This is a genomic window from Lysobacter sp. ESA13C, assembly GCF_019970005.1.
GTDB lineage: Bacteria > Pseudomonadota > Gammaproteobacteria > Xanthomonadales > Xanthomonadaceae > Lysobacter > Lysobacter antibioticus_B.
Window position 1 is genome coordinate 38267 of record NZ_JAHXYK010000013.1, and the last position, 23314, is coordinate 61580.

The following is a 23314-nucleotide window of genomic DNA, read 5'->3' on the forward strand; positions in this document are numbered from 1 at the left end:
ACGAGGCGAACGCCAGCGTCGGCATGCGCCGGTATCGTGCGCACGCCCGTCGCGTTCCCCTGCAGCTTCGATCAGCCCCGGGAAAAACTCAGCCCCATGCCGGTCCGCAGCGATCGGTGGACGACGACGGAACGACCTGCGGAATTCGGCCGCCGGCATCGCAGCCCGGAAGGCCACGACGCCTGCCGGCTTGCGCCTGACATGACGTCGCCGTCCGGCGGTCGTGCCGAGCTTAGCAGTCGCGCCGCTTGCGCAAACAGGCGCGAGAAGCCGCATTAAGTCTCAATTCGCAACGAGCGCGGCACGTCGCGCCGACGCCGGCGCTCAGCGCCGCAACCGCGCCAGGGTTTCCTCGGCGAGGGTCCGGGTCAGTTCGTAGGTCGACAGTTCGCGGCCCAGGCGCGCCGCCTGCCCCGACCACAACGACATGAAATCGGCGGCGCCGGCCGCCTCGGCCTGCGCGCGCAGCGGCGCGAGCGCGCCGCCGGCGAGCGGGAACGCCGGCGCCAGCGCCGATATCGGCCCGACTTCGCGCATCAGGCGGTTGACGATGCTGCGCGCCGGACGCCCGGTGAACAGATTGGTCAGCGCGGTCTGGTCGTCGCGCGCTTCAACCAAGGCCTGCCGGTGCAGCGGCGACAGTTTCGCCTCCGGACAGAACAGATAGGCGGTGCCGATCTGCACCGCAGCGGCGCCGAGCGCGAACGCAGCGACGATGCCGCGCGCATCGGCGATGGCGCCGGCGGCGATCACCGGCACCCGCACCGCATCGACCACCTGCGGCAACAATGCGAACAGACCGACCTGGGTCGAGACCTCGAGATCGTCGCCGAGAAACAGCCCGCGATGGCCGCCGGCTTCGGCGCCCTGGGCGATGATCGCGTCGCAGCCCTGCGCTTCCAGCCAGCGCGCTTCAGTGACCGTGGTCGCCGAGGACACGATGCGCGCACCGGCGACGCGGACACGATCGAGCAGGCGCGGCTCAGGCAGACCGAAGTGGAAGCTGACCACTTCCGGCCGCACTTCTTCGACCAGTTCGCAGTAAGCGTCGCCGAATGGGGTGCGGTTCGACGCCGGTACCGGCATCGCCGGGTCGAGGCCCAACTCGCGGTAATACGGCGCCAGGCGCTCGCGCCAGGCCGATTCGCGCGCGACATCGGCGGGCGCCGGGCGATGGCAGAAGAAGTTGAGATTGAGCGACCGATCGGTCGCGGCGCGGATCAGCCGGCATTGCTCGTGCGCTTGTTCGACGCTGAGCAGGGCGCAGGGCAACGAACCCAGCGCGCCGGCCTGGGCAGCGCCGATCACCATGTCGGCGAGGGTCGGGCCGGCCATCGGCGCCTGCACAATCGGCAATTGGATGCCGAACAAGTCCTGGATACGACGGTCGGGCCACATGGCGTCGCGCCTCAATCGGGGATGCGGGCCGTCAGGATGACACCGGCCGGCTGGGACCATCGCCCCGCCGGCTGGCACGCTGCGTTGCAGCGCCTCATCGACCGGGCGATGCGCTCGCGCCCCAGACCGCGCCGGCCGGGTCGAATTCGGTATTGGCCATGCGCTGGCCGCGCCAACCGAAACCGCAGATCGCCAACGGCCCTTCGGCGAGCGCGTCGAGGCCGAAGGCTTGCTCGATGTCGACTTCGTTGATCGCCGAAGTCACGAACGCGCCGAGCCCGAGTTCGGTCGCGCTGAGATACAGGGTCTGCGACAAATGGCCGCTGTCGAGCACCAGGGCGCGATAGGCCTTGGCGTGCTGGCGGTATTTCCAGAAGCTACGCGCGTAACGCGGCGTCAGCACCGCCATCGCCGGCGCGTCGGCGAACCAGTGCTGCCCGGCCAGCGCACGCAAGGCGAACTCGCGCAGCGGCGCCTGCGGTGCCGGCAAGGGTTCGAGCGCATGATCGAGCGCGTGGTAGTGATACAGGCCCGGCTCGACACCGTCGACGCGCTGCACGATCAGATAGGCCTCGGTAGGGTGCAGGCCGCCGCCGGACGGCGTGTGTTTCTTGAGGAATACGGTGTCGTCCTCGACCTTGACCAAGGCCTGCGCGGCGAACACCCGTTGCAGCATATGCGCGAACAAGGCTCGCGACAGCGGGCGCTCGGCATCGAAGTTGCGGCAGGTGGAACGGCGCGCGAGCAAGGCATCGAACTCGTTGCCGTCGGTGCGCGGCAGAGCGATGCGCTGTTCGGGCGGGCAACGTTCGGACACCGGCGCCGGCGGCGCGCCGAGTTTGCGACGCAAGTCGGCCGCGGTATGCAGCTCGTTGGCGTCCATCGCAGCGACGGCGTCCAGCCCCTGCCAACGCGCCAGACGATGCAGCATCGCCGCCGGTGCGAACCAATGGCCGCTGCGCAGTCGTTCGTCGCGCTCGCGGTAAGCGATGCGCTGCGGGCCCGCATCGGCCGCCTCGCACACCACCAGGCCGGCGTCGAGCAACGGCATCAGCACCGAGGCATCGGCCGTGCTCAACGCACCGGCTTCGATCCAGTCGCCCGGGCTCAGGCGCCCGAGCAGTTCGCGTTGTGCGGCGTCCACTTCGACCTCGCCGTCGAGGTGGGCGGCGAGCGCCAGCCAACGCAATTGCCGCGACAAGCCGGCGCCGCCGGACAGCAGCGACGCCAGATCGAAGGCCACGTGCTCGCGCGGCTCGAGGAAAAGCACGGAGCAACGGCGGATGCGCATCGAGAGTCCTGGGCGGCGGCGACGGTCGCGGCGCGGCGAGCGGATCGCCGCCGGCCGGTCACGCGGGCTCCGTATCATGCCCATCGCCGCACTGCCGTTCCAGCGTGCGCATCGCAACTGAACAGGTACGGCGCAGGGGCTCCGGACGCGCCTACGGTATCGCGCGAAGGCGCGAATGGCCGGCGATTCGGCGTTTTTGCGTGCTAGGCGGGTGAGCGGATGCTGTTCGCCGCTCCCCAACAGCGATAAATTCGGCCGCAGACAGACCCGCAACGGGTCTTCACAAGGGGAAACAGATGTCTATCGATAAGAATCCACAGAACGGGCACCCGCCGCTGGCACCCGAGGTCGCCGACCGCCTGCTCGATCTGCTCAGCTCGGACGACAAGTTCCGCACTGAATTCGCCAAGGACCCCGGCGCCGCATTGCAGAAGAGCCTCGGCCTCGCGCCGCAGCAGACCCAGGCGGCGCTGGCCGGCGCCAGCTGCCTGCGGGTCAACTCGCTGGCCAGCAAGGAAGAAGTGCAGGCTGCGCGCGACGAACTGCGCGGTAATCTGACCGCGGCCGGTGCGCATACGGTGGTGTTCATGCTCGAAGTCGGCCAGGTGCAGGCCAGCCTCGGCGGCGGCTCGGGCGGCACCGTGGCTTGAATGCAGGCGCGACGGGAGGCGGGGGCCTGCCGTCGCGCTGACCGATCCTATCGGTCGCGAAACACCAGCTCGAAACACCGGTTCGAAGCAACCGTTCGGAAAACGCGGTTCGGAGCGCTAGTCCGAGCACCAGTTCGAAACGACCGGCCTGCGCGTCTGCGCAGGCCGGCACCGCCATGCGGATCAGCCGCCCGGCTTGACCGCGGCGACGGCGACGGCGGCTTTCGCCGTGTCGCGCTGCGCCGCCGAAGCATCGGCGACGTTCATCGCTAGATACACCTGAGCCCCGGCCGGATCGGCATAAGCGCGGCCGCGATGGGCGGCGATCCAGCGGGTTTCGGTCGCGGCCTCGTCCTTGCGGCCGGCCGCGAGCAAGGCGTCGCGCAAGGCGACGTGGGCCTGGAAGGGTTCGCTGCCGTCGCTGAGTCCGCGCAATTCACGAATCGCCTCCTCGGGTTTACCGGCCAGGCGCAGTTGCTCGGCGCGCGCGACCTGCAGCAATTTGCGCGACACGCTGCTGCCGCTGGTGTTGACCGCCTTGACCACGCGCGGCAACAGGCGCTCGGCCAGGGCGCGGTCGCCCTGGCGCTGAGCCAGGCGCACCGCGGCCAAGGCACTCAAGGCCAGATCGTCCTGGTCGGCACTGTTCGGCTTGCCGGCGTCGGCCAGCACCGCATCGGCGAACAGCTCGATCTCGGCCGAGGTCGGCCGGTCTTTGCCGGATACGCTGCGCACCACCAAGTCGGTGAAGCGCAAGGGGTGACGCACCACGGTGGCGGCGCTGCGCGAGGCGCGCGCGGCCTCGCGCGCGATCTCGGCGGCCTTGGCGTACTGGCCCTGGTCCAGCGGCACGACGATGCGCTCGAACTGATCGGTCAGGTTGCCGCCGACGACATGCCCCGGCTTGGTCAGCGAATCCAGGATGCGGTTGGCCTCGTCGAACCGGCGCATCGCCGCCAGCGCCGAGGCGTGACGGCGGTTGGGCGGGTAATGGCCGCTGAGTTCGGCCTGCTTGAAGGAATCCAGCGCCTTGGCATAGCGCTCCTGCGACAAGTGGATGCGCCCGGCCAGCTCGAAGGCGACGTTGCGCAAGGGCTCCTGCGGCGCGGTCGCGGCGGTGGTCGCGGCCAGCGCGCTGTCGAAGCGGTTGGCGAGGAACTCCGACCACGCGTATTGATAGCGCCCGGCGAAGTAATCCGGATACACCCCCGCCAGCAGCTTCCATTTGCCCGGCGCGTGCAGCGACGGCTGCGGGCCGAACTCGGCCGCCCAGGCGTCGAGGTACAGGGCTTCGCGCGGGGTCAGGTGGTCGCGCAGTTCCTGCGCGCGCTCCAGGTAGGGCCTTGCGCTGTCGCTGTCGGCGTTGCTGACGTAGACACGCATGATGCCCATGTGCGCCAGGGCGAATTTCTGGTCGATCTGGACCGCGCGCTGGAAGTACTGCTGAGCCTCGTCGAACTGGCGATGCGCATAGGCCTTGCTGCCGAGCGCATAGGCGCGCAGCGCATCGAGGTTGCCGGTCGCGACTTTCGGCAACGGCTCGGAATCCTTGTCGATGCTCTTGAGCGCTTCGCCGAGCTTGCCGCGCAGCGCGGTGGTGACCTCGTCGATCGAGGTCAGCGCCGAGGCCGCGCCGACGCCGTCGGCCGACTCGGCGTACACCGTGGTCTGGGTGTGCGGGTCGATCACTTCGGCGCTGACCCGCACCCGCCCGCCGACCTCGGCCACCGTCGGCAGGATCACCGCGCGCGCGCCATCGCGCAACGCGATCTCCGAGGCAACCGCGCGGTCGAGCACGGTGTCGACCTTGCGCTGCATGCGGTCGAGGGTGTCGCGCGCCTTGAGGTCGGACAACACGTTGACGTAGCGCGATTGCTCCAGGCTGATGCGGAAGGCCTGCTCCAGCGAATCGTCGAGCACGGCCTGCCCGGTCAGGTTGCGCAGGTCGCCGACCACCACCCAGTCGCGCTGGTTGAAGGCGATCGCCGGCTGCGGCCGGGTCGCGAACCACACGCCGGTGCCGATCATCGCGAGCAAGGCGACTTCGGCAGCGAGCGCGGCCGGACGCCGCCACAAGGGAATGTCGCGCCAGGCCTTGGGCCCGTTCGGCGGCGCGCGCAAGGGCGCGATGCCGGGCTCGCCGACCTCGTAGATTTCCTGCGGCTCGGGCACGCCCTTGAAGCGCCAGCGGCCGTGCGATTTCCACAATAGTTGCTGGCCGCGCTCGCCGAGTTCGCGCGCGGCGCGGTGCGCCAGCGGCTCGGCGATCGCCGACAGCAGGATCTGGCCGGGACGCGCGGTCGCCATCAGCCGGCCCGCCATCGGCTTGGCCAGGCCTTCGACTTCGACCGGCTTGGCGCCGACCTGTACCGCTTCGTCGCTGTTGCGCCAGGTCAGCACTTCGCCGACGTGCAGGCCGGCGCGGGCCTGCAGGGTCAGTTTGCGCGGCGCGCCGAGTTCGCGCAGGCCGCGGGCATAGTCGAGGGCGAAGCCGAGCCCGTCGATGGGCCGTTCGAACAACAGCAGCAAGCCGTCGGAACGGTCGATCAGGCGGCCGCGCCAACGCTGCTGCAACTGCAGCACCAGGCGGTCGTGCTCGCGGAACAGCGACGCAGCCGGACCGTCGCCGAGGCGTTCGACCAGGGTGGTCGAATCGCACAGGTCGGTCAGCAACAACGTCCGCAATTGCGGCCCGTCGGCGTTGGGTCGGTGGGCGTCGTTCATGACGGCATCCTTGTCGACGCGGCTCATGCCGACGTCAGTTCCGCGTCCTGCCAATGCACGCGGTTGCCGCCCAACCGCTTGGCCTGGTACAGCGCGCCGTCGGCGTGCGCATACCAGTCATTCCATTCGTGCTTCGCGCTGACCAGGCAGGCGCCGACGCTGACCGGACAGATGGTCGGCGGCGACTGCGGAATCAGCAGCAAGCCGTGCACGGTCGAGACGATGAAGTCGGCGAAGCGCATCACGTCCTGGCGCGTCGAGGCCGCGACCAGCAGACAGAATTCGTCGCCGCCGAGCCGGCAGGCGATGTCCTCGGGGCCGGCCACCGAGCGCAGGATGTTGGCGACGCTCTGCAGCACGCGGTCGCCGACCAGATGACCGTGATCGTCGTTGACCTGCTTGAAGCGGTCGCAGTCGATCAGGATCAGTCCCATGGTGTCGGGCATGCCGACGCTGCGGCTTTCCTGCAGGTGCAGGGTCAGGCCGCGACGGTTGTACAGGCCGGTCAGGTCGTCGGTACGGATCAGCTCTTCGGTCTGGTTGAGCTGATGGGTCGTCGCATACAGGCTGTCGAGCGCCGCTTCCAGGTCCTGGTTGCGACGGCGCAGGCGCCGGATCAGGCTTTGTTCGTTGAGCACCACGCGCATGATCGCGCGGCGCAGGAAATACGAGACCAGGGACGGGTCGCGGTCGACCAGCCTTTGAAATTCTTCGTGGCGCAGCTCGACCAGCAGGCCGTCGGTGGCGGCGATCGCATCGGCGCTGCGGGCGTGGTCGCCGATCAGCAGGCCGAGCTCGCCGAAGAACTCGCGCACGCCTAGGCGCTTGGTGACCAGGTCGTCGCCGAAGTCGAGGACGATCGCGCCGCGCGCGATCACGAACATGGTGGTGCCGAGCTCGCCGCGGCGGAACAGCACCTGCCCGGCTTCGACCCGGCGCGGCCGCCCGATCTCGGCGAACAGCTCGAATTCGCCAGGCGTCAGCACGGCCATAGCCACGTCCGTTGGCGCCGCGGTCGTCGTCGAGTTGTCGGTTTCGCGGCCCATCGAGGGCACCGCCATGTCGCGATTCATCCCGATCTCCCCACACCCCTCATCCTGTGGGGTTCCACCAGCAGGATAGCATCTGGTCTGAACTGCTAACGCGGGTTTGCCGCCGAAACGGCCAGCCCGCGCCGGCATCCGGGGACCATTGCGCCGCCATTACGTTGCAATAGCGTGGCCGCGGCGACAAGGTGTTGCGCGAAGGAAACAGCGCAAAGCTTGCGTTTTTCGCGGGAAGAGCCGGCCCGGACGAAGTCGCGGCGGCCTGTTCATGGTGATGGGCCGCGTAGCCTTCGACCCGCCCGGACCGGGTGCCCGCCAGCGCTCAAGCGCATCGACGGTCCGGCGCCGAGGGCTAGCGCCCACCGTCGCACACTTGAACAGGGCTACGGCGATCCGGATGCGGCACGCTCGCCGGGCGCGACCTCCGAACGCCCTCCCCGGCGCTATTCCCTATTCCCTATTCCCTATTCCCTATTTCCCATTCCCGACCGTCGCTCCCCGCAACGAAAAAGGGCCCCTTGCGGAGCCCTTCCTCGTCCCTATCCCCTTGCGACGTGCGGACGACGGCTCAGGCGGCGGCCTTGCTGTCGTCGTGGAACTGTTCTTCCTCGGTCGACCCCTTCAGCGCCACGGTCGAGGACTGGTTGCCCTGGATCGTCTGCGTCACCGCGTCGAAATAACCGGTGCCGACCTCGCGCTGGTGCTTGACCGCGGTGAAGCCCTTCTCGGCGGCGGCGAACTCGGCTTCCTGCAGCTCCACGAACGCGCTCATCTGGCGGCGCGCATAGCCGTGGGCGAGGTTGAACATGCCGTAGTTGAGGCTGTGGAAGCCGGCCAGGGTGATGAACTGGAACTTGTAGCCGTAGCGGGCGATTTCCTTCTGGAACTTGGCGATGGTGGCGTCGTCGAGGTTCTTCTTCCAGTTGAAGCTCGGCGAGCAGTTGTAGGCCAGCAGCTTGCCCGGGAACTTGGCGTGGATGGCCTCGGCGAACTTGCGCGCGAACTCCAGGTCCGGCTTGCCGGTTTCGCACCACACCAGGTCGGCGTAGGGCGCATAGGCCAGGCCGCGGCTGATCGCCTGGTCGAGACCGTTGCGGGTCTTGTAGAAGCCTTCGACGGTGCGCTCGCCGGTGGTGAAGGGCTGATCGTTCGGGTCGATGTCGGCGGTCAGCAGGTCGGCTGCCTCGGCGTCGGTGCGCGCGACGATCAGGGTCGGCACGCCCATGACATCGGCGGCCAGGCGCGCGGCGACCAGCTTCTCGACCGCTTCGCGGGTCGGCACCAGCACCTTGCCGCCCATGTGGCCGCACTTCTTCACCGAAGCCAGCTGGTCTTCGAAATGCACGCCGGAAGCGCCGGCCTCGATCATGCCCTTCATCAGCTCGAAGGCATTGAGCACGCCGCCGAAGCCGGCCTCGGCGTCGGCCACGATCGGCTGCAGGAAGTCGACGTCGCCGCTGCCTTCCGAGCACTGGATCTGGTCGGCGCGCAGCAGGGTGTTGTTGATGCGGCGCACGACCTGCGGCACCGAGTTGGCCGGGTACAGCGACTGGTCGGGGTACATCTCGCCGGCGATGTTGGCGTCGGCGGCGACCTGCCAGCCCGACAGATAGATCGCCTTGAGCCCGGCCTTGACCTGCTGCATGGCCTGGTTGCCGGTCAGCGCGCCGAGCGCGTTGACGAAATCTTCGGTGTGCAGCGACGTCCACAGCTTGTTGGCGCCGAGCTTGGCGATCGAATGCTCGACCGGCACGGTGCCGCGCAAGCGCACCACGTCCTCGGCCGAATACGGACGGGTGATGCCGGCCCAACGCGGGTTGGTGGCCCAGTCGTTACGGAGTTGATCGGCGGTCGGCAGGGTGTGGCTCATGACTTCGATTCCTTACGTATGGGTCGTGTGACGTGGGGTGTGGTGTGCTTGTGGATAGGAGCGGCGCCAGCCGCGACCTCGGGTTGGCCGACGTGGTTGCGGTGCCACGCTCGCGGTTCGCGCCGCGCCTACCCACAGCGGGTCAGTCGATGCGTTCGTAGGCCGGCAGGGTCAGGAACTCCGCGAGCGTGCCGGCGTGGGTCAGTGCATCGAGCATCGCGATGGCTTCGTCGAGCTTGCTGCCGCCCGGCAGCTTCATGCGGTCGGCGAGCTTGCTCGGCAGGCCGATCAGGGCGCGTTCGAGCAGGGCGAAATCGAGCGGCGTGCCGTCGTCGAGGAACAAGCCATCGGCGTGCAGCCATTGCCACAGCTGGGTGCGGGCGATCTCGGCGGTGGCGGCGTCTTCCATCAGCCAGTGGATCGGCACGCAACCGTTGCCTTCGAGCCAGGCGGCCAGATAACGCACGCAGACTTCGACGTTGCCTTCGAAACCGCTGCGGGTGATGGTGCCGAACGAGGGCTTGATCAGGTCGTCGCGGATGATCAGCACGTCGTCGCGCAGCACGTGCTGCTGGTGCGGGGTCGGCATGCGCTCGTCGAAGATGCGCATCGCCAGCGGAATCAGCGCCGGGTGCGCGACCCAGGTGCCGTCGTGGCCGGCGGTGACTTCGCGCAGCTTGTCGGCGCGCACCTTGGCCAGCGCGGCTTCGTTGGCGGCCTCGTCGCCGCTGATCGGGATCTGCGCGGCCATGCCGCCCATCGCATGCGCGCCGCGCTTGTGGCAGGTCTGGATCAACAGTTCCGAATAGGCGCGCAGGAACGGCTGGGTCATGGTGACCTGGCCGCGCTCCGGCAGGACCTTGTCGCGGTGCGCACGGAAAGTCTTGAGGTAGGAGAACACGTAGTCCCAGCGGCCGCAGTTGAGGCCGGCGATGCGGCTGCGCAGCGCGTGCAGGATCTCGTCCATCTCGAACACAGCCGGCAGGGTCTCGATCAACACCGTGACCTTGATCTGACCGGCAGCCAGGCCCAGCGCTCGCTCGACGTGGTCGAGCACCTCGTTCCACAGCTGCGCCTCTTCCATCGACTGCAGTTTGGGCAGGTAGAAGTACGGGCCGCGGTCCTTGGCGACCAGCGCGGCGGCGTTGTGGAAGGCGAACAGGCCCAGGTCGAACAAGCCGCCGGAGATCGGCGCGCCGTCGACGCGCAGGTGCTTCTCGTCGAGGTGCCAGCCGCGCGGCCGCACCATCAGCACCGCCTGCTCCTCGAAGGGCTTGAGGGTGTAGTGCTTGGAGCCGTCCGGTGCCATCCAGTCGAGGGTGCCGGCGACCGCCTTCTTGAGCGCACGCTGGCCGGTCAGCAGGTTGGCCCAGGTCGGCGCGGTGCTGTCCTCGAAGTCGGCCATGTAGACCTTGGCGCCCGAGTTGAGGGCGTTGATGACCATCTTCGGATCGCAGGGACCGGTGATCTCGACGCGGCGGTCGAGCAAGGCGGTCGGCAACGGCGCGACGCGCCAGTGGCCGGCGCGGATCGCGGCGGTGTCGGTGCGGAAGTCCGGCAGGCCGCCGGCATCGAAGAAGGCCTGGCGCTCGCGGCGGGCGGCGAGGCGGGCCTGGCGCACCGGCTCGAAACGGCGGTGCAGCCCGGCGAGGAACTCGAGGGCGGCCGGGGTCAGCAATTGCTCCTGTCCGGCCAGGCTGGCCGTGAGCTCGATGCCGTCACCCGGCTGACGTTGCTCCTGTTGCGGTTGCTGCCATTGCGCGATCACTGCCGACATCGGTGCGACTCCTGGGGGGATCATCCTTGGGGGGATCTGGCGGCTCCCGACGAGCCGGCCTCTTGCCCCAGACCATGCGCTGGCGTCTTGTATTTGACAATCAAGTTTTTTCAATGCATATCATTTAAGTAACTTATAAGTACTTCTCATGTGGCCACGACACGCAGCCTAAGTCCGCGATTTGCTTACAAAGGCGACCGGCTCAAGCCGCTGCGCGCCTTCTGCCAGACCGCGCGCCTGGGCTCAGTCTCACGAGCTGCTGAGGCGCTATACCTGAGCCAACCGGCCGTGACCCTGCAATTGCAGGCGCTGGAGCGCGAGATGGGGGTGCGCCTGCTCGAGCGCAGCGGCCGCCGCCTGGCCCTGACCCGCGAGGGCCAGGAGCTGTACGAACTGGCCCGCCCCCTGGTCGAAGGCCTGGACGCCCTCGACGGCACCTTCCGCGAGCGCATCCGCGGCCTGGACGCGGGCGAACTCAATGTCGCCGCCGGCAGTTCGACCATCCTGTATCTGCTGCCGAAGATCGTCGAAGCCTTCCGCGCCGCCCACCCCGAGGTCCGCCTGACCCTGCACAACGTCACCGGCGCCGGCGGCCTGGACCTGTTGCGCTCGGATGCGGTCGACCTGGCGGTGGGCTCGATGCTCGACGTGCCCGGCGACCTCAGCTACGCCCCGGTCTACCGCTTCGAGCCGATGCTGATCACCCCGCGCGATCACCCGCTGGCCAAGCTCGACACCCTGACCCTGCAGGACCTCGGCCCCTACGGCCTGATCCTGCCGCCGCAGCGGCTCACCACCTACCGCATGGTCGACGTGGTGTTCCAGCAGAACCGGGTGCCGTACACGGTCGCGCTCGAAGTCGGCGGCTGGGAGGTCATCAAGCAATACGTGGCGATGGGGCTCGGCATCAGCATCGTCACCGCGATCTGCCTGACCGACGCCGACCGAGCGCGTTTGTCGGCGCGTTCGCTGGCCGAGTATTTCCCTTCGCGCAGCTACGGCGTGGTGGTGCGCAAGGGCAAGTACCTGTCGCCGCAGGCGCGCGCCTTCACCGAGCTGATCCAGCCGGACCTGTTCGTGCGCGGCGATTACTACGCGACCGGCCAGTCCGACCGCTGATCGCCGATCGCTTACGCCCAAAAGAAAGGGGCGGGAGCTCGCGCTCCCGCCCCGTCGAAGTCACTCGGACTTCAGTCTTGCCCAAGCTCGCATAGTGCAAGCTCGCTAGTTCAAATTCGCTAGCGCAGGCTCAGTACTGCACGCTCACGCGCACGCCGCTGAAGTCGGTCGTGCCGTACAGGCTCACAAAGACATAGCCGACCGGCGGGTTGTTGACGGTCAGCGTCTCGGTGTTGCCGCTCGCGGTCGAACGATAGTTGTGCGCCGAGCGCGTGGCCCAGCTGCCCAGCGTGTTGACGTAGAGATCGGCGTTGCCGGTGCCGCCGGAGGTGGTGATGCGCAACTGCGTGGTGCCCGCCGGCACGTTCAAGAACATGTAGACATACCCACCCGCCGACGCAGCCAGGTTGCTGCGCGAACAGTTCTTGCCGAGTTCGCGGGTATCGGCGGCACCGCATTCCGGCAGACCGCCGCCGCTGCTCACCGTCACGCTCTTGGCGACCGTGGTGCGTGCACCGCGGTTGTCGGTCACCGTCAGCTGCACCGCATAGGTCCCGGCCGCGGCATAAGTCTTGACCGGATTCGTCGCGGTCGAGCTGGTGCCGTCGCCGAAGTTCCACGAACGCGAAGCGATGCTGCCGTCGGCATCGGACGAGCCATCGGTGAAGCTCACCTTCAGGCCTTCGATACGGGTGGTGAACGCCGCCACCGGCGGAGTGTTCGAGGTGCCGCCGGTAACCGTCACCGACTTGCTCGTGGTCGCCGTCGCACCGCGGTTGTCGGTGACCGTGAGCCGCACGGTGTAGGTGCCCGCGGTGGCGTAGGTCTTGCTCGGGTTGGCGGCGGTCGAGCTGGTGCCGTCGCCGAAACTCCACTGCCGCGAGGCGATGCTGCCGTCGGGATCGGACGAGCTGTCGCTGAAGTTCACCGTCAGACCGTTGGCGGCATGACCGAACGCGGCCACCGGCGACTGGTTCGGCGTGCCGCCGCAACCGGGCGCGTCCGGCGTGGCGACGCAGGGCAGCCAGGCACGGAAGGCGGCATCGTTGTTGCTGCCGATGCCGCCCATGAAGGTGGCGTAGCCGGTGTAGTTGCCGGGACGGAAGTAGCCCAGGATGCTGTTCACTTCGCTGCGGCGCTGCTCGAACATGAAACGCACCGCCAGATAACCCCAGCGATAGACCAGGTTCTGGCCGCTGTTGTAGTCGTTCTGATAGACCCGGCTGAGCGCGTAAGTACCGCGCGCGGCCTCGCTTTGCGCCGCCGTATTGGCCAGGTTGCGGTACGAGAACGACATGTACTCGGCGAAGCCCTCGACCCACCACACGGTCTTCTGCTTCATCGCCGCGTTGAAGTCGCCGAACATGTTGAAGCGGCCGTCGAGGTAATGGATGTATTCGTGGGTCAGGTTCCAGATCTCGAAGGTCTGCGGCCGCATCCATTCGGCCTCGTAGGCGATGAAGCGCGCCTGGTTGCCGGTCGCGGCCGGGTTGCCTTCCAGGTACATGCCGCCGTTGTTGGTGTTGATGCCGTACAGCGCGCCGGCATAAATGCCGTAGTCGGTGCTGCTGTCGAACACCACCATTTCCAGCGCGGCGTTCTGGTCGTTCGCGACCGGCACGCCGCCGGTGGCCATGGTCTGGTGGAAATAAGTCTCTTCGCCGGCGACGATCGCGCAGGTGTCGGCCAATTGCGCGGCGGTCATCGCCTGCGCGCGCAGGCGCAGGGTCGGACTGCAGGTGTGGCGGACCGGCAACGCCGCCGCGTCGACCCGGGCCTTGAAATCGCACAGGCCGTAGTAGCCGCAATTGGCCTTGTCGAAGTAATCGACCATCTCGCCGATGCCGACCCACAGGCGCGCGGTCGGGCCCGTCACCGAGGACCGGTCGAGCAGCGTCTTCGCCCGCGACTGGGCGATGCTCTTGACGTTGCCGGTGTATTGCAGGAAGCGGCCGATCTCGCGACCGGCGTTGGCCACCAGATAGTCGTCGGCCTGGCCCAGCATCGCGAAGTGGGTGTTGGCGAAGTTGTACAACGTGTCGACGATCGAGGGATCGGCCTGCACCGCGGTGCGGAACGCTTCGTCCTGGTGGCCGCGGAAGGTCACGTTGTAGGCGTTGTTGACCGCCACCTTCATCCAGTAATACGCGTTATAGCTGCTGTTGTAGCTGTCGAGCAGGCGCTTGACCACGTACAGATAGCGCGCGTTCTCGATCGAACTGTCGATCAGGGTGACGAACTCGGCCAGGGTTTCGCCGTGCACGTCGTTGACCAAGCCGAAATTCGCGTTGGCGGCGAAGGCGTCGAGCGCCGGGCGGATCGCATTCTTCAGCGGCGCGCCGTAGCTGCCGACGCTGGTGTCGTAGAACTGCACGTAGTAACCGGCGCGCAGGAACAGCACCAGTTGCAGGGTGCTGCCGGCGTTGGTGCCGTTGTAGTCGCGCGCGGACGTGGCCAGGGCGTTGGCGATGGTCACCATCTGCGCTTCGCGGAAGGTGCCGTAGGCGGTGGTGCCGCTCAGGCCGAACAATTGGTTGATGCAATCGGTGTCGGCGCTTTTGACCGCGGCGACCAGGGCGGCGCCGCTGAGGCTGGCGAACTGATTGGGGTCGCAAGCCGCCTCGGCCGCCTGCAGGCTGCGCGCGCTGAACTTGGCCAACGACGGCCGCTGCAGGATGTCGCGACGCGCGTCGGCGCCGTCGTAATCGGTGTCGGCGCGTTCGCGCAACAACGGCTGGTAGGGAATGCGCAGCGAGGGTTCGGCGGCGCGGTCTTGCTGGTGCGCATCGAATATCTGCCGCTCCGTCGCTGGCGATTTACGCACCGCGGCGACGCGCGCGGCGGCCGTCTGCGCGGCCATCGCGCCATGGCCGACGGCGAAGCCGGCGGTTTGCAGCGGGGATCGAGCCGAGCCGGATTGAACCGAGTCGGATTGGATCGAACTCGATTGCAGCGGGCCCGATTCGGCGGACGCGCCGCTCAACACGTCCCAGGGCAAGGCATAGCTCAGAAAGCTGACGGCGGTAACGACGGCGCCAAGCATGAGGGCTTGGGTCGGCCCCGGTTTGGGTGCAAAAGACATCGCATTCTCCTTTGATTGGACGTCGGGCCCGATGCGGCGGCGACATGCGGCCTGGCGATCGGGTCCGTGGCTCCGGATTGCGGAAAGTCATCGACGGTCGAACGAGTGGATGAGGGCTGCTCTCCTTGCTCGGTGAGTTGCGGCTCGGTGGTCGGGACGCGCGCATCGCGCACGTTCGTGGGGGACGGGACGGCCAGTGGCTCCAGGACAGGCGCGGCAGACGTCGCGAATCGGTCGGCGCGCGTTGGCGCAGCCCCATCCGCCGGGCAGCCGGGTTCGCGGTGCAGGCCTGGCCTGCCCCTCGATCGGTCCCGAGTCTGTTCACCGGCGGGCCCCCTGCCAGGCCGGTCACACGCCTGACATGTCGCCAGGCTATTTTGTATACCGTATACGGTATCTGCTAACTTGGACCGATTCCGTGACGTCAGTCTGTGGAGACGATCACCGTGCCAGGCAGACGCCCGTGCGCCGACGGACGGCGATCCGCGTCACCGCCCTGCCTGAGGCCAAGACCGCCCATTCGACGCCGGCCCCGGCCGCGCTTTCGCGAACCCGGATTCGAATCAGGCGACGCTCGCCAGCCTTGCTTTCCGACCCTACCCTCGCCCAGGCGCACGCAGGCGACCACCTCGCCCCCGGGCAGGCCGCAGGCGCTGGCGGTTGGGTAGACTGAACGCATGAGCATCGTCCCCCGTTCGCTATCCGACCAAGCCTTCGAAGTGGTCCGCGAACGCATTTTGTCGACGCAGATTCCGCCGCTCGCACCGATCCGCCAGGAGCTGCTCGCCGAGGAACTCGGCATCAGCAAGATCCCGCTGCGCGAAGCGCTGGGCCGGCTGGAACAACAGGGCTTGTTGAGCTCGCATCCCAACCGCGGCTTCTTCGTGCCGGCGATGACCGCCAGCGAGGCCGAGGAAGTGTTCGCGCTGCGCCTGAAGATCGAGCCCGACGCCGCCGCGCATGCCTGTCTGGAAGCGAGCGAGGACGAACGCAAGGCCGCGGGGACGGCGCTGGCCGCGCTGGAAACAGCCTCGAAGGCCGACGTCCACAGCGCGGTGCGCTTCAACCGCACCTTCCACCTGTCGCTGGTGCGGCCGGGCGGCCGCCACGTCACCACCCAGTTGGTCGAACGCCTGCAGGTGCTGGCCGAACGCTATGTGCGCAAGCACCTGGAGCCGGAAGGCCGCGAGGCCCGTGCGAGCAGCGAGCACCACGAGATCCTCGAGGCCTGGCTGGCGCGCGACTCCGCGCGCGTGGCCGACCTGCTGTGCGCCCACATCGTCTCGACCTTGAACGATCTGCGCCTGCAGCTCGAACAGATCGACAGCACCGGCGAGGCCGGCAAACCCGGTGGCAAACGCGCCGGGCGTCCACGCAAATTAACGCGCCGGCAAACGCCCGAATAAACGCGCAGAAACCGGCGCGCAGCCGGTCAGGTCGGATCGGGTCAGGTCGTGCCGTGGTGCTTGCCCTGCCAGGGTTTGTACCAGTCCCGGATGCGGCGCATGTCGGCATCCATGTCGTCGCCGAGCTGGAACGCCTCGCCGATGCCGATGATCTTGTCGGGGTAGTGGAAATACGCCGGCACCACCGGCACGTCGGCGGCCTTGGCGATCTTCCAGAACCCGGCTTTCCAGCGCTCGACGACTTTGCGCGTGCCCTCGGGCGCGAGACCGAACCAGAAATGTTCCTGGGCGCGGATCATCGCCGCGGCTTGCTCGATCACGCCGTGCGCGGCGCTGCGGTTGACCGGGATCACCCCGAGCGAACGCAACAGACCGCCGAGCAAAGGCACGCGGAACAGCGAGTCCTTGCCGAGGACCTTCACGTCCAGGCCCATCGCCGCCTTGGCCGCGAACCCCCAGACGCCGTCCCAGTTGGACGAATGCGGCGCGCCGATCAGCACCGCGCGCGGAATGTCGGGAAAGGCGCCGACCATGCGCCAGCCGCCGAGCCGCAGGATGGTGCGGCCGACCCAGCGGGTGAAACGGTTGAAACGCACTTGCGGCACGTTCGGCGGCAAGGTCAGGACGATGTCGTCGCGGGCTGGCTGCTGCATGCGTGCTCCGTCAGTCCCAATTACTTTGCGAACGACCGCGCTTGGTCGTGCTGCGTTCGCGCTTGGCGCCGAGGCGGCGTTCCTTGGAAGCACGGCTGGGCTTGGTGGCGATGCGCGGCTTGGGCGCGCGCAGGCCGCTGTCGACGAAGGCGGCCAGGCGCACGCGGGCGTCCTCGCGGTTGCGTTCCTGGGTGCGGAAACGCTGCGCGCTGATCACCAGCACGCCCTCGGTGGTCACGCGCCGGTCGCGCTTGCTCAGCAAACGTTCGCGCACGGCGTCGGGCAACGAGGGCGATTGCGCGATATCGAAGCGCAATTCCACCGCTGTCGCGACCTTGTTTACGTTTTGCCCGCCCGGACCGGTCGAACGCACGAAGCGCTCGACCAATTCCTGTTCGGGAATCGTGATCGACAGATCCACCATGCTCTCCTCCGCCGGCGATTGTAGACCGGAGCGCGGTCGCGTCCATTACGCGGCATTGACGGGGCCCGGGCGAACCGCGGCTGAAGCCGGGCTTGACCGCGGCGGGCGGCTGTGCCGGCCGTCGTTGACGCGGCCGCGGACGAGGCGGACCATGCCGGGACCGGTCCAAGGAGGAAGTCCGTATGCGCCAGCGCCTGCCCCGTTCGCTCGCCGCAGCCCCGCTCACAGCGGTCCGGCTCGCAACAGTCATGGTCGCCGCACTGTTCGCCGCCGCGCCTGCCGCGGCGCAGGACGCCTACCTCGACCCGGCCAATGTCGACGCCATCGCCTCGCCGCGTGCGCAGCGGCAAACCCTGCAATCGGCCCAGGCCATCGCCGAGGCGGTGGTCGGGCGGCCGGCGAATTCGACCGACCAGGAGATCCTGCGCAAGTACGCCGGCGTGCAGAGCGGCTTCATGCAGCAGCTGCAGAATGCCGCCAGCGCCGCCACGGCCAGCCAGTACGACGACGGTCGCCGGGACAACCGCTACGACGACAGTAACTACGGCCGCGACGCCTACGGCAACGTCTACGACCGCAACGGCTTCGAGCAGAGCAACGGCGGCTTCAGCGCCTCTGAGCTGCAGGCGCTGACCCAGCTGTCGCGCACCCCGGAGGGCCGCCGCGTGCTGGAGCAGATGGCGCAGCAGGGCTACGGCGCCGGCGGCGGCAACGGCTACGGCTCGGGCACACCGAAGCAGGTGTTGCGCGACGCCTTCCTGCAGGACCTGCTCAATGCGGCCTCCAACGCTGCCGCGCGTCCGGTCTATCGCCAGTACGAACGCCGCCCCTGATCGCCTCGGCGTTCGGGCGACCCCGGTAAACCCCACGACGGCGGCCGCGTTGACGGCCGGCGCGCGGCCACGGACGATGCCGTCCCCCTTCAAGGAAGAACACCCATGATCAAGCTGTCCCGCGGTCTCTCCATCGCCTTGCTGAGCGCCGCGCTGTGCGCGGCGCCGGCGTTCGCCGCCCGCCCGAGCGACGCCCAGATCGACCAGCTCATGCAGTCGATGAACTACGAGCGCATGAAGGGCGAAATGCTCAAGCAGATGCGCGAATCGGCCGAGATGATGGCCGTGGCCGAAGCCGGCGACCGGCTCGACGACAAGCAACGTGAAGCGCTCACGCGCAGCCTGACCCGACAGATGAGCATGGTCGAGCAGATGCTGGACTGGAAGGCCGTCGCGCCGATCTACCGCAAGGTCTACGGCGAAACCTTCGATGCCGCCGAAGTGCAGGCCATCATCGATTTCTACGGCAGCCCGGCCGGGCGCAGCATCATGGAGAAGATGCCGCAGGCGATGGGCCGGACCATGCAGGAAATGCAGCCGCTGATGAGGAGCATGTTCGAGCGCATGCAGCGCGAGCTGCGCGACGAGGTCAAGGACATCGTCGATGGCGACGGCAAGACCGCACCGGCACCGCCTGCACCGCCGGCGCCTCCCAGCGCGCCCCAGCCTGCGGCGGGCGGCTGAGCCGGCTTCGTCGCTAAGGCGCAGGAGCAGTCCCCCTGTCCCCTTTTCCAAAGGGGAAACTGCGCGCGGGTCAGGGCGCGTCGCCCTTAAACGGCGGGCGCCGTCTCGAACAAGGCCAGGGCCTTGGCGAACTCCGCGTCCGGCGGCGCCACCGCGACGATGCGTTCGCCGCTGAGCGGGTGCAGGAACGACAAGCGCTGCGCGTGCAGCAACATGCGATGGATGCCGAGCATGCGGAAGCTGCGGTTGTGGCGGCCGTCGCCGTGGCTGGTATCGCCGATCAGGTGATGCGACAGGTGTTTGAGGTGGCGACGGATCTGGCGGAAGCGCCCGGTCTGCGGCTGCGCCAGCAGCAGCGCATAGCGGGAGGTCTCGAAACCCGCCGACGGCAAGGCCAGCTCGGTACGACCGAGGCAACGAAAACGGGTCTGCGCCGGTTTCTTGACCGGCTTGCCGGGCCCGCCGTCGAGGTCGTGATCGACCTCGAACGCATCCTCGGCCGGCCAACCTCGGCACACTGCCAGGTAGTCCTTCTCGACTTCGCGCGACATCAGCACCTTGCCCAGGGCCGAGGCCGCTTCGCGATCGAAGGCCAGCAACAGGCAGCCGCTGGTGGCGCGGTCGAGGCGGTGGACCAGGAAGATCGGCCGGCCGAACTGCGCGCGCAGGCGGTCGGCGGCGAAGTCGGTCTCGCCGCGCGCGAGCGCGCTGTCGTGAACCATCAGCCCCGCCGGCTTGTCGATGATTGCGATCGTCTCGTCGGCGTACAACACCGGCAAGCCGGCGGCGGCCACGTCCGCGCGCGGGCCGGCGTCTGAATCTGGGGTCGAACTGAACGTCGGGTTCATGAGGCCGTACACAGGCGCTAGGGTAATCAACCGCTATCTTCGTTTATTACGCCGAACGCTCACAGTGCGCCCATAAGACATTCAACGCTCACAGAGCGCCCATCGGGCATTCAACGCCCGCAGCGTCACCGAACATCAAGCGCTCCTGCGCCATCGAACATTCCAGGATTCTCATGCCTCACTACCGCACGCGTCTCGCCCCGCTCGCCGTCTCGCTCGGCCTCGCCCTCGGCTTGGCCCTGTCGCCGGCCCAGGCCGAATCGCCGAAGCCGCCGGCCGGGGTCAGCGCCGGCCCCTGCGTCGAGGGCATTTGCGAGTACCGCTTGAGCAACGGCCTGCGCGTGCTGCTGTTTCCCGATGCCAGCCAGCCCACGGTGACGGTCAACCTGATCTACGGCGTCGGCTCGCTGCAGGAGAACTACGGCGAGACCGGCATGGCCCACCTGCTCGAACACCTGTTGTTCAAGGGCACGCCGCGCCATCGCGATATTCCCGCCGAAATGAAGAAGCGCGGCATCGGCTTCAACGCCGAGACCTCGCTCGACCGCACCAACTACTTCGCTTCGTTCCCGGCCAACGACGCCACCCTGGACTGGCTGCTCGGCCTGGAAGCCGACCGCATGCTGCATTCCGACATCGCCCGCAAAGACCTCGACAGCGAAATGACCGTGGTTCGCAACGAGATGGAAAGCGGCGAGAACAGCCCGGTCGCGGCGCTGATGCAGCGCGTGCGTTCGACCGCCTACCTGTGGCACCACTACGGCAACAGCACCATCGGCGCGCGCAGCGACGTCGAAAACGTGCCGATCGAGCGTCTGCAGGCTTATTACCGCGCCTGGTACCGGCCCGATAACGCCACCCTGGTGCTGGCCGGCCGGCTCGACCCCGCCGCCACCTTGAACGCCGTCGCGCGTCATTTCGGCCCGCTCGCCAAGCCGTCCGAGCCGATGCGCAAGTTCTACACCCTCGATCCGGCCCAGGACGGCGAGCGCGACGTCACCGTGCGCCGGGTCGGCGACATCCGCCTGTTGATGGCTGCCTACCACGTGCCCGCCGGCACGCATGCCGATGCCGCCGCGCTCGGCGTGCTCGACGAGGTGCTCGGCCACGTGCCGGGTGGCCGCCTGCACAAGGCCCTGGTCGAAAGCGGCCTGGCCGCGAGCGTCGGCGGCAGCAGCGAGCAACGCCAGGACCCCGGCCTGATGAGCGCGCTCGCCGCGGTACCGAAGGACGGCGATGCGGCCAAGGCCGAACAGGTGCTGATCGCCCAGCTCGAGCAGATCGAACGCCAGCCGGTCACCGCCGCCGAAGTCGAGGCCGCCAAGCAGCGCCTGCGCAACGGTTTCGAGCTGGCCTACACCAATGTTTCCGGCGTCGCGATGGGCCTGTCGGACGCGGTCGTCGCCGGCGACTGGCGCTTGTACTTCCACTACCGCGACGCGCTCGAAAAAGTCAGCGCCGACGACGTCAACCGCGTCGCCCGCCGCTACCTGACCGCGAGCAACCGCACCTTCGGCCGCTTCGTCCCGACCGACGCGCCGCAGCGGGTCGAGATCCCCACCGCGCCGAGCGCCGCCACGGTACTGCAAGGCTATACCGGCAAGACCGCGATCGAGGCCGGCGAACATTTCGATCCGACTCCGGCCAACATCCAGGCCCGCACCGAGACCGTCACGATCGACACCGGCGTCGGCGGCGGACTCAAGCTCGCCCTGCTGCCGAAAAAGACCCGCGGCGCTACCGTCACCGTCTCGGCCTCGTTCAACTTCGCCGACCTCGCCGCACTGAAAGGCCGCGAAGTCGCCGGCAGCATCGCCGGCGCCCTGCTGATGCGCGGCAGCGAAGGCTTGAGCCGCCAACAGATCGACGAGCGCTTCGAAGCGCTCAAGACCACCGTCGGCATCAGCGGCAGCATGCAGTCGGCGCGGATCAGCCTGACCACGCGCCGCGAGCACCTCGGCGAAGCGCTCGCACTGGCGGCCAAGGTGCTGCGCACGCCGACCTATCCGGACAAGGAATTCGAGCAGTACCGCCTGCAGGCGATCACCGGCATGGAGGCCTCGCGCCAGGAGCCCGGCAGCATCGCCGGCATCGCCATGGCCCTGCATTTCGACCCCTGGCCGGCCGGGCATCCGCTGCACGCGATGAACCTGGACGAGTCGCTGGCGGCGATCAAGGCGCTCAAGGTCGACGACGTCCGCGCCTATCACCGCGACCTGTACGGCAGCGCCGAAGGCCAGATCAGCGTGGTCGGCGATTTCGACCCGGTTGCGCTGAAGCAACAACTGCGCAGCCTGTTCGCCGACTGGCGCCCCAAGCACGCGTTCGCGCCGATCGACACCCGCTACACCGCGGTCGCCGCCGAACAGCGCCGCTTCGACACCCCGGACAAACCCAACGGCGTGTTGCTGGCGCGCGCCAACCTGTCGCTGAAGGACACCGATGCCGACTTCCCGGCCCTGGTCGCGGCCAACTACATCCTTGGCGGCGGCACCATCAAATCGCGCCTCGGCGACCGCATCCGCCAGCAAGAGGGCCTGAGCTACGGCGTCGGCAGCGACCTCGACGCCGACAGCAGCCGCAGCGGCGTCGACGACGCCGGCAACTGGTCGATCGAAGCGATCGCCGCGCCGCAGAACCTGGACAAGGTCGAGCGCGCGATGCGCGAGGAACTCGCACGCCTGATCAAGGATGGCGTCGGCGCCGACGAACTGCGCGATGCGGTGTCCGGCCTGCTGACCCAGCGCGAGCAGGCCCGCGCCTCCGATCCGGCGATCGCCGCCGGCCTGGCCAGCAACTTGTTCTATGGCCGCACCATGCAGTTCTCGGCCGACCTCGACGCGAAGTTCAAGGCCTTGACCGTCGACATCGTCAATGCGGCGATCCGCAAGCACCTCAAGCCCGAGCAACTGAGCGTCTATACCGCCGGCGATTTTTCCGCTGCGAAGAAGGCGCCGGCGGACAAATAGGGCCGAGCCAAAGCCTGTGGCTGTGGCTGTGGCTGTGGCTGTGCGCAGCTTCGCATTAGCGAAGGCAAACGAAGACCCGGAGGGCGGCCCGCAGGGATGCGGGCCGTTTTTCATCGGGACAGGGATGTCCCGTATGAAAAATCCCTGCGTATGCACCGCTCGTGCGGGCCTGTGATTCAAAGCAAAAGCATTTTTCTTTGGTGACTTTCTTTTGTTGCTTTAGACAAAAGAAAGTTACCCGCCGCTTTAGTGGCGGAAGCTTTTATCGTTTGATCTTGTTTCTTCAGAAGCCTCAAGCAGAGCAGAGCTTCCGTCCGCTACGCGGCCGGGTTACTTTCTTTTGCTAAGCCCAAAAGAAAGCTAACCAAAGAAAAGGGCTCTCCTTGCAAGGGCACAGGCCACGAGTGCGATGCTGTCGCCGGGATTTTTCGATAGGACATCCTTGTCCTATCGAAAAACGGCGCACGTCCTGTGCGCCGCCCTCCGGGTCTCCACTTGACCGGCAAAGCGGCAAAGCAGGTCAAAATCTCGGCAACGGCA

Annotated in this window: 16 protein-coding genes; 6 read left to right on the plus strand and 10 right to left on the minus strand. The window is 67.8% G+C overall.

Annotated features, from left to right (window positions below):
* Positions 1–324 precede the first annotated feature (324 nt).
* Together LC490_RS21225 and LC490_RS21230 are read right to left on the minus strand one after the other, a co-directional pair.
* Positions 325–1398 carry a nitronate monooxygenase family protein gene (locus tag LC490_RS21225; protein WP_223621522.1) on the minus strand — a complete coding sequence of 358 codons (1074 nt, stop codon included), beginning with the start codon at positions 1396–1398 and terminating at the stop codon, positions 325–327.
* 94 nt (positions 1399–1492) lie between these two features.
* Positions 1493–2689, minus strand: coding sequence for a putative peptide maturation dehydrogenase (locus tag LC490_RS21230; protein WP_223621523.1), 1197 nt, complete (start codon positions 2687–2689; stop codon positions 1493–1495).
* A 296-nt stretch (positions 2690–2985) separates the two neighbouring features.
* On the opposite strand from LC490_RS21230, the gene LC490_RS21235 reads away from it, so the two are divergent.
* Entirely contained in the window at positions 2986–3339 is a 354-nt protein-coding gene (locus LC490_RS21235; protein ID WP_223621524.1) for an NHLP-related RiPP peptide, read from the plus strand.
* 183 nt (positions 3340–3522) lie between these two features.
* On the opposite strand, the gene LC490_RS21240 is transcribed toward LC490_RS21235, so the two are convergent.
* From LC490_RS21240 to aceB, 4 genes are all read right to left on the minus strand, one after another.
* A complete protein-coding gene (locus tag LC490_RS21240) occupies positions 3523–6063 on the minus strand; it encodes a putative peptide modification system cyclase (protein WP_223621525.1) in 2541 nt (846 codons plus the stop codon).
* A gap of 23 nt (positions 6064–6086) precedes the next feature.
* Positions 6087–7055: a GGDEF domain-containing protein gene (locus LC490_RS21245; RefSeq protein WP_223621603.1), complete on the minus strand. Its 969-nt coding sequence runs from the start codon at positions 7053–7055 to the stop codon at positions 6087–6089.
* A 622-nt stretch (positions 7056–7677) separates the two neighbouring features.
* Positions 7678–8979 (minus strand): isocitrate lyase, encoded by a 1302-nt coding sequence (aceA, locus tag LC490_RS21250; RefSeq protein WP_223621526.1) that lies wholly within the window; start codon positions 8977–8979, stop codon positions 7678–7680.
* Between the two features lie 142 nt (positions 8980–9121).
* On the minus strand, positions 9122–10756 hold the full coding sequence (gene aceB / locus LC490_RS21255) for a malate synthase A (RefSeq protein WP_031371357.1): 1635 nt from the start codon (positions 10754–10756) through the stop codon (positions 9122–9124).
* 150 nt (positions 10757–10906) lie between these two features.
* Here aceB and LC490_RS21260 point away from each other — a divergent pair, with 150 nt between their 5' ends.
* Positions 10907–11875, plus strand: coding sequence for a LysR family transcriptional regulator (locus LC490_RS21260; RefSeq protein WP_031371358.1), 969 nt, complete (start codon positions 10907–10909; stop codon positions 11873–11875).
* 130 nt (positions 11876–12005) lie between these two features.
* Here LC490_RS21260 and LC490_RS21265 read toward each other — a convergent pair whose 3' ends face one another.
* Positions 12006–14957: a collagenase gene (locus tag LC490_RS21265; RefSeq protein ID WP_223621527.1), complete on the minus strand. Its 2952-nt coding sequence runs from the start codon at positions 14955–14957 to the stop codon at positions 12006–12008.
* A gap of 677 nt (positions 14958–15634) precedes the next feature.
* Between LC490_RS21265 and LC490_RS21270 the strand changes: the two genes are divergently transcribed.
* On the plus strand, positions 15635–16363 hold the full coding sequence (locus LC490_RS21270) for a GntR family transcriptional regulator (protein ID WP_081930702.1): 729 nt from the start codon (positions 15635–15637) through the stop codon (positions 16361–16363).
* Positions 16364–16404: 41 nt separating this feature from the next.
* On the opposite strand, the gene LC490_RS21275 is transcribed toward LC490_RS21270, so the two are convergent.
* Together LC490_RS21275 and arfB are read right to left on the minus strand one after the other, a co-directional pair.
* Positions 16405–17016, minus strand: a complete 612-nt coding sequence (locus LC490_RS21275; RefSeq protein ID WP_031371361.1) for a 1-acyl-sn-glycerol-3-phosphate acyltransferase — start codon at positions 17014–17016, stop codon at positions 16405–16407.
* A 10-nt stretch (positions 17017–17026) separates the two neighbouring features.
* The gene (gene arfB, locus LC490_RS21280; RefSeq protein ID WP_031371362.1) at positions 17027–17440 is read right to left on the minus strand and encodes an alternative ribosome rescue aminoacyl-tRNA hydrolase ArfB; all 414 of its coding nucleotides are present in this window, start codon (positions 17438–17440) and stop codon (positions 17027–17029) included.
* A 248-nt stretch (positions 17441–17688) separates the two neighbouring features.
* Between arfB and LC490_RS21285 the strand changes: the two genes are divergently transcribed.
* Positions 17689–18273 carry a hypothetical protein gene (locus LC490_RS21285; protein WP_223621528.1) on the plus strand — a complete coding sequence of 195 codons (585 nt, stop codon included), beginning with the start codon at positions 17689–17691 and terminating at the stop codon, positions 18271–18273.
* Between the two features lie 105 nt (positions 18274–18378).
* On the plus strand, positions 18379–18957 hold the full coding sequence (locus LC490_RS21290; protein WP_031371364.1) for a DUF2059 domain-containing protein: 579 nt from the start codon (positions 18379–18381) through the stop codon (positions 18955–18957).
* An 86-nt stretch (positions 18958–19043) separates the two neighbouring features.
* Here LC490_RS21290 and LC490_RS21295 read toward each other — a convergent pair whose 3' ends face one another.
* Positions 19044–19751, minus strand: coding sequence for a pseudouridine synthase (locus LC490_RS21295; protein WP_223621529.1), 708 nt, complete (start codon positions 19749–19751; stop codon positions 19044–19046).
* Positions 19752–19978: 227 nt separating this feature from the next.
* Here LC490_RS21295 and LC490_RS21300 point away from each other — a divergent pair, with 227 nt between their 5' ends.
* A complete protein-coding gene (locus LC490_RS21300) occupies positions 19979–22774 on the plus strand; it encodes a pitrilysin family protein (protein WP_223621530.1) in 2796 nt (931 codons plus the stop codon).
* Positions 22775–23314: the final 540 nt, after the last annotated feature.

Bases quoted from the DNA above. Each gene is read 5' to 3' on its own strand.
- LC490_RS21225 (WP_223621522.1), bottom strand. From the start codon at position 1,398: ATGTGGCCCGACCGTCGTATCCAGGACTTGTTCGGCATCCAATTGCCG.
- LC490_RS21230 (WP_223621523.1), bottom strand. From the start codon at position 2,689: ATGCGCATCCGCCGTTGCTCCGTGCTTTTCCTCGAGCCGCGCGAGCAC.
- LC490_RS21235 (WP_223621524.1), top strand. From the start codon at position 2,986: ATGTCTATCGATAAGAATCCACAGAACGGGCACCCGCCGCTGGCACCC.
- LC490_RS21240 (WP_223621525.1), bottom strand. From the start codon at position 6,063: ATGAACGACGCCCACCGACCCAACGCCGACGGGCCGCAATTGCGGACG.
- LC490_RS21245 (WP_223621603.1), bottom strand. From the start codon at position 7,055: ATGGCCGTGCTGACGCCTGGCGAATTCGAGCTGTTCGCCGAGATCGGG.
- aceA (WP_223621526.1), bottom strand. From the start codon at position 8,979: ATGAGCCACACCCTGCCGACCGCCGATCAACTCCGTAACGACTGGGCC.
- aceB (WP_031371357.1), bottom strand. From the start codon at position 10,756: ATGTCGGCAGTGATCGCGCAATGGCAGCAACCGCAACAGGAGCAACGT.
- LC490_RS21265 (WP_223621527.1), bottom strand. From the start codon at position 14,957: ATGTCTTTTGCACCCAAACCGGGGCCGACCCAAGCCCTCATGCTTGGC.
- LC490_RS21270 (WP_081930702.1), top strand. From the start codon at position 15,635: ATGAGCATCGTCCCCCGTTCGCTATCCGACCAAGCCTTCGAAGTGGTC.
- LC490_RS21275 (WP_031371361.1), bottom strand. From the start codon at position 17,016: ATGCAGCAGCCAGCCCGCGACGACATCGTCCTGACCTTGCCGCCGAAC.
- arfB (WP_031371362.1), bottom strand. From the start codon at position 17,440: ATGGTGGATCTGTCGATCACGATTCCCGAACAGGAATTGGTCGAGCGC.
- LC490_RS21285 (WP_223621528.1), top strand. From the start codon at position 17,689: ATGGTCGCCGCACTGTTCGCCGCCGCGCCTGCCGCGGCGCAGGACGCC.
- LC490_RS21290 (WP_031371364.1), top strand. From the start codon at position 18,379: ATGATCAAGCTGTCCCGCGGTCTCTCCATCGCCTTGCTGAGCGCCGCG.
- LC490_RS21300 (WP_223621530.1), top strand. From the start codon at position 19,979: ATGCCTCACTACCGCACGCGTCTCGCCCCGCTCGCCGTCTCGCTCGGC.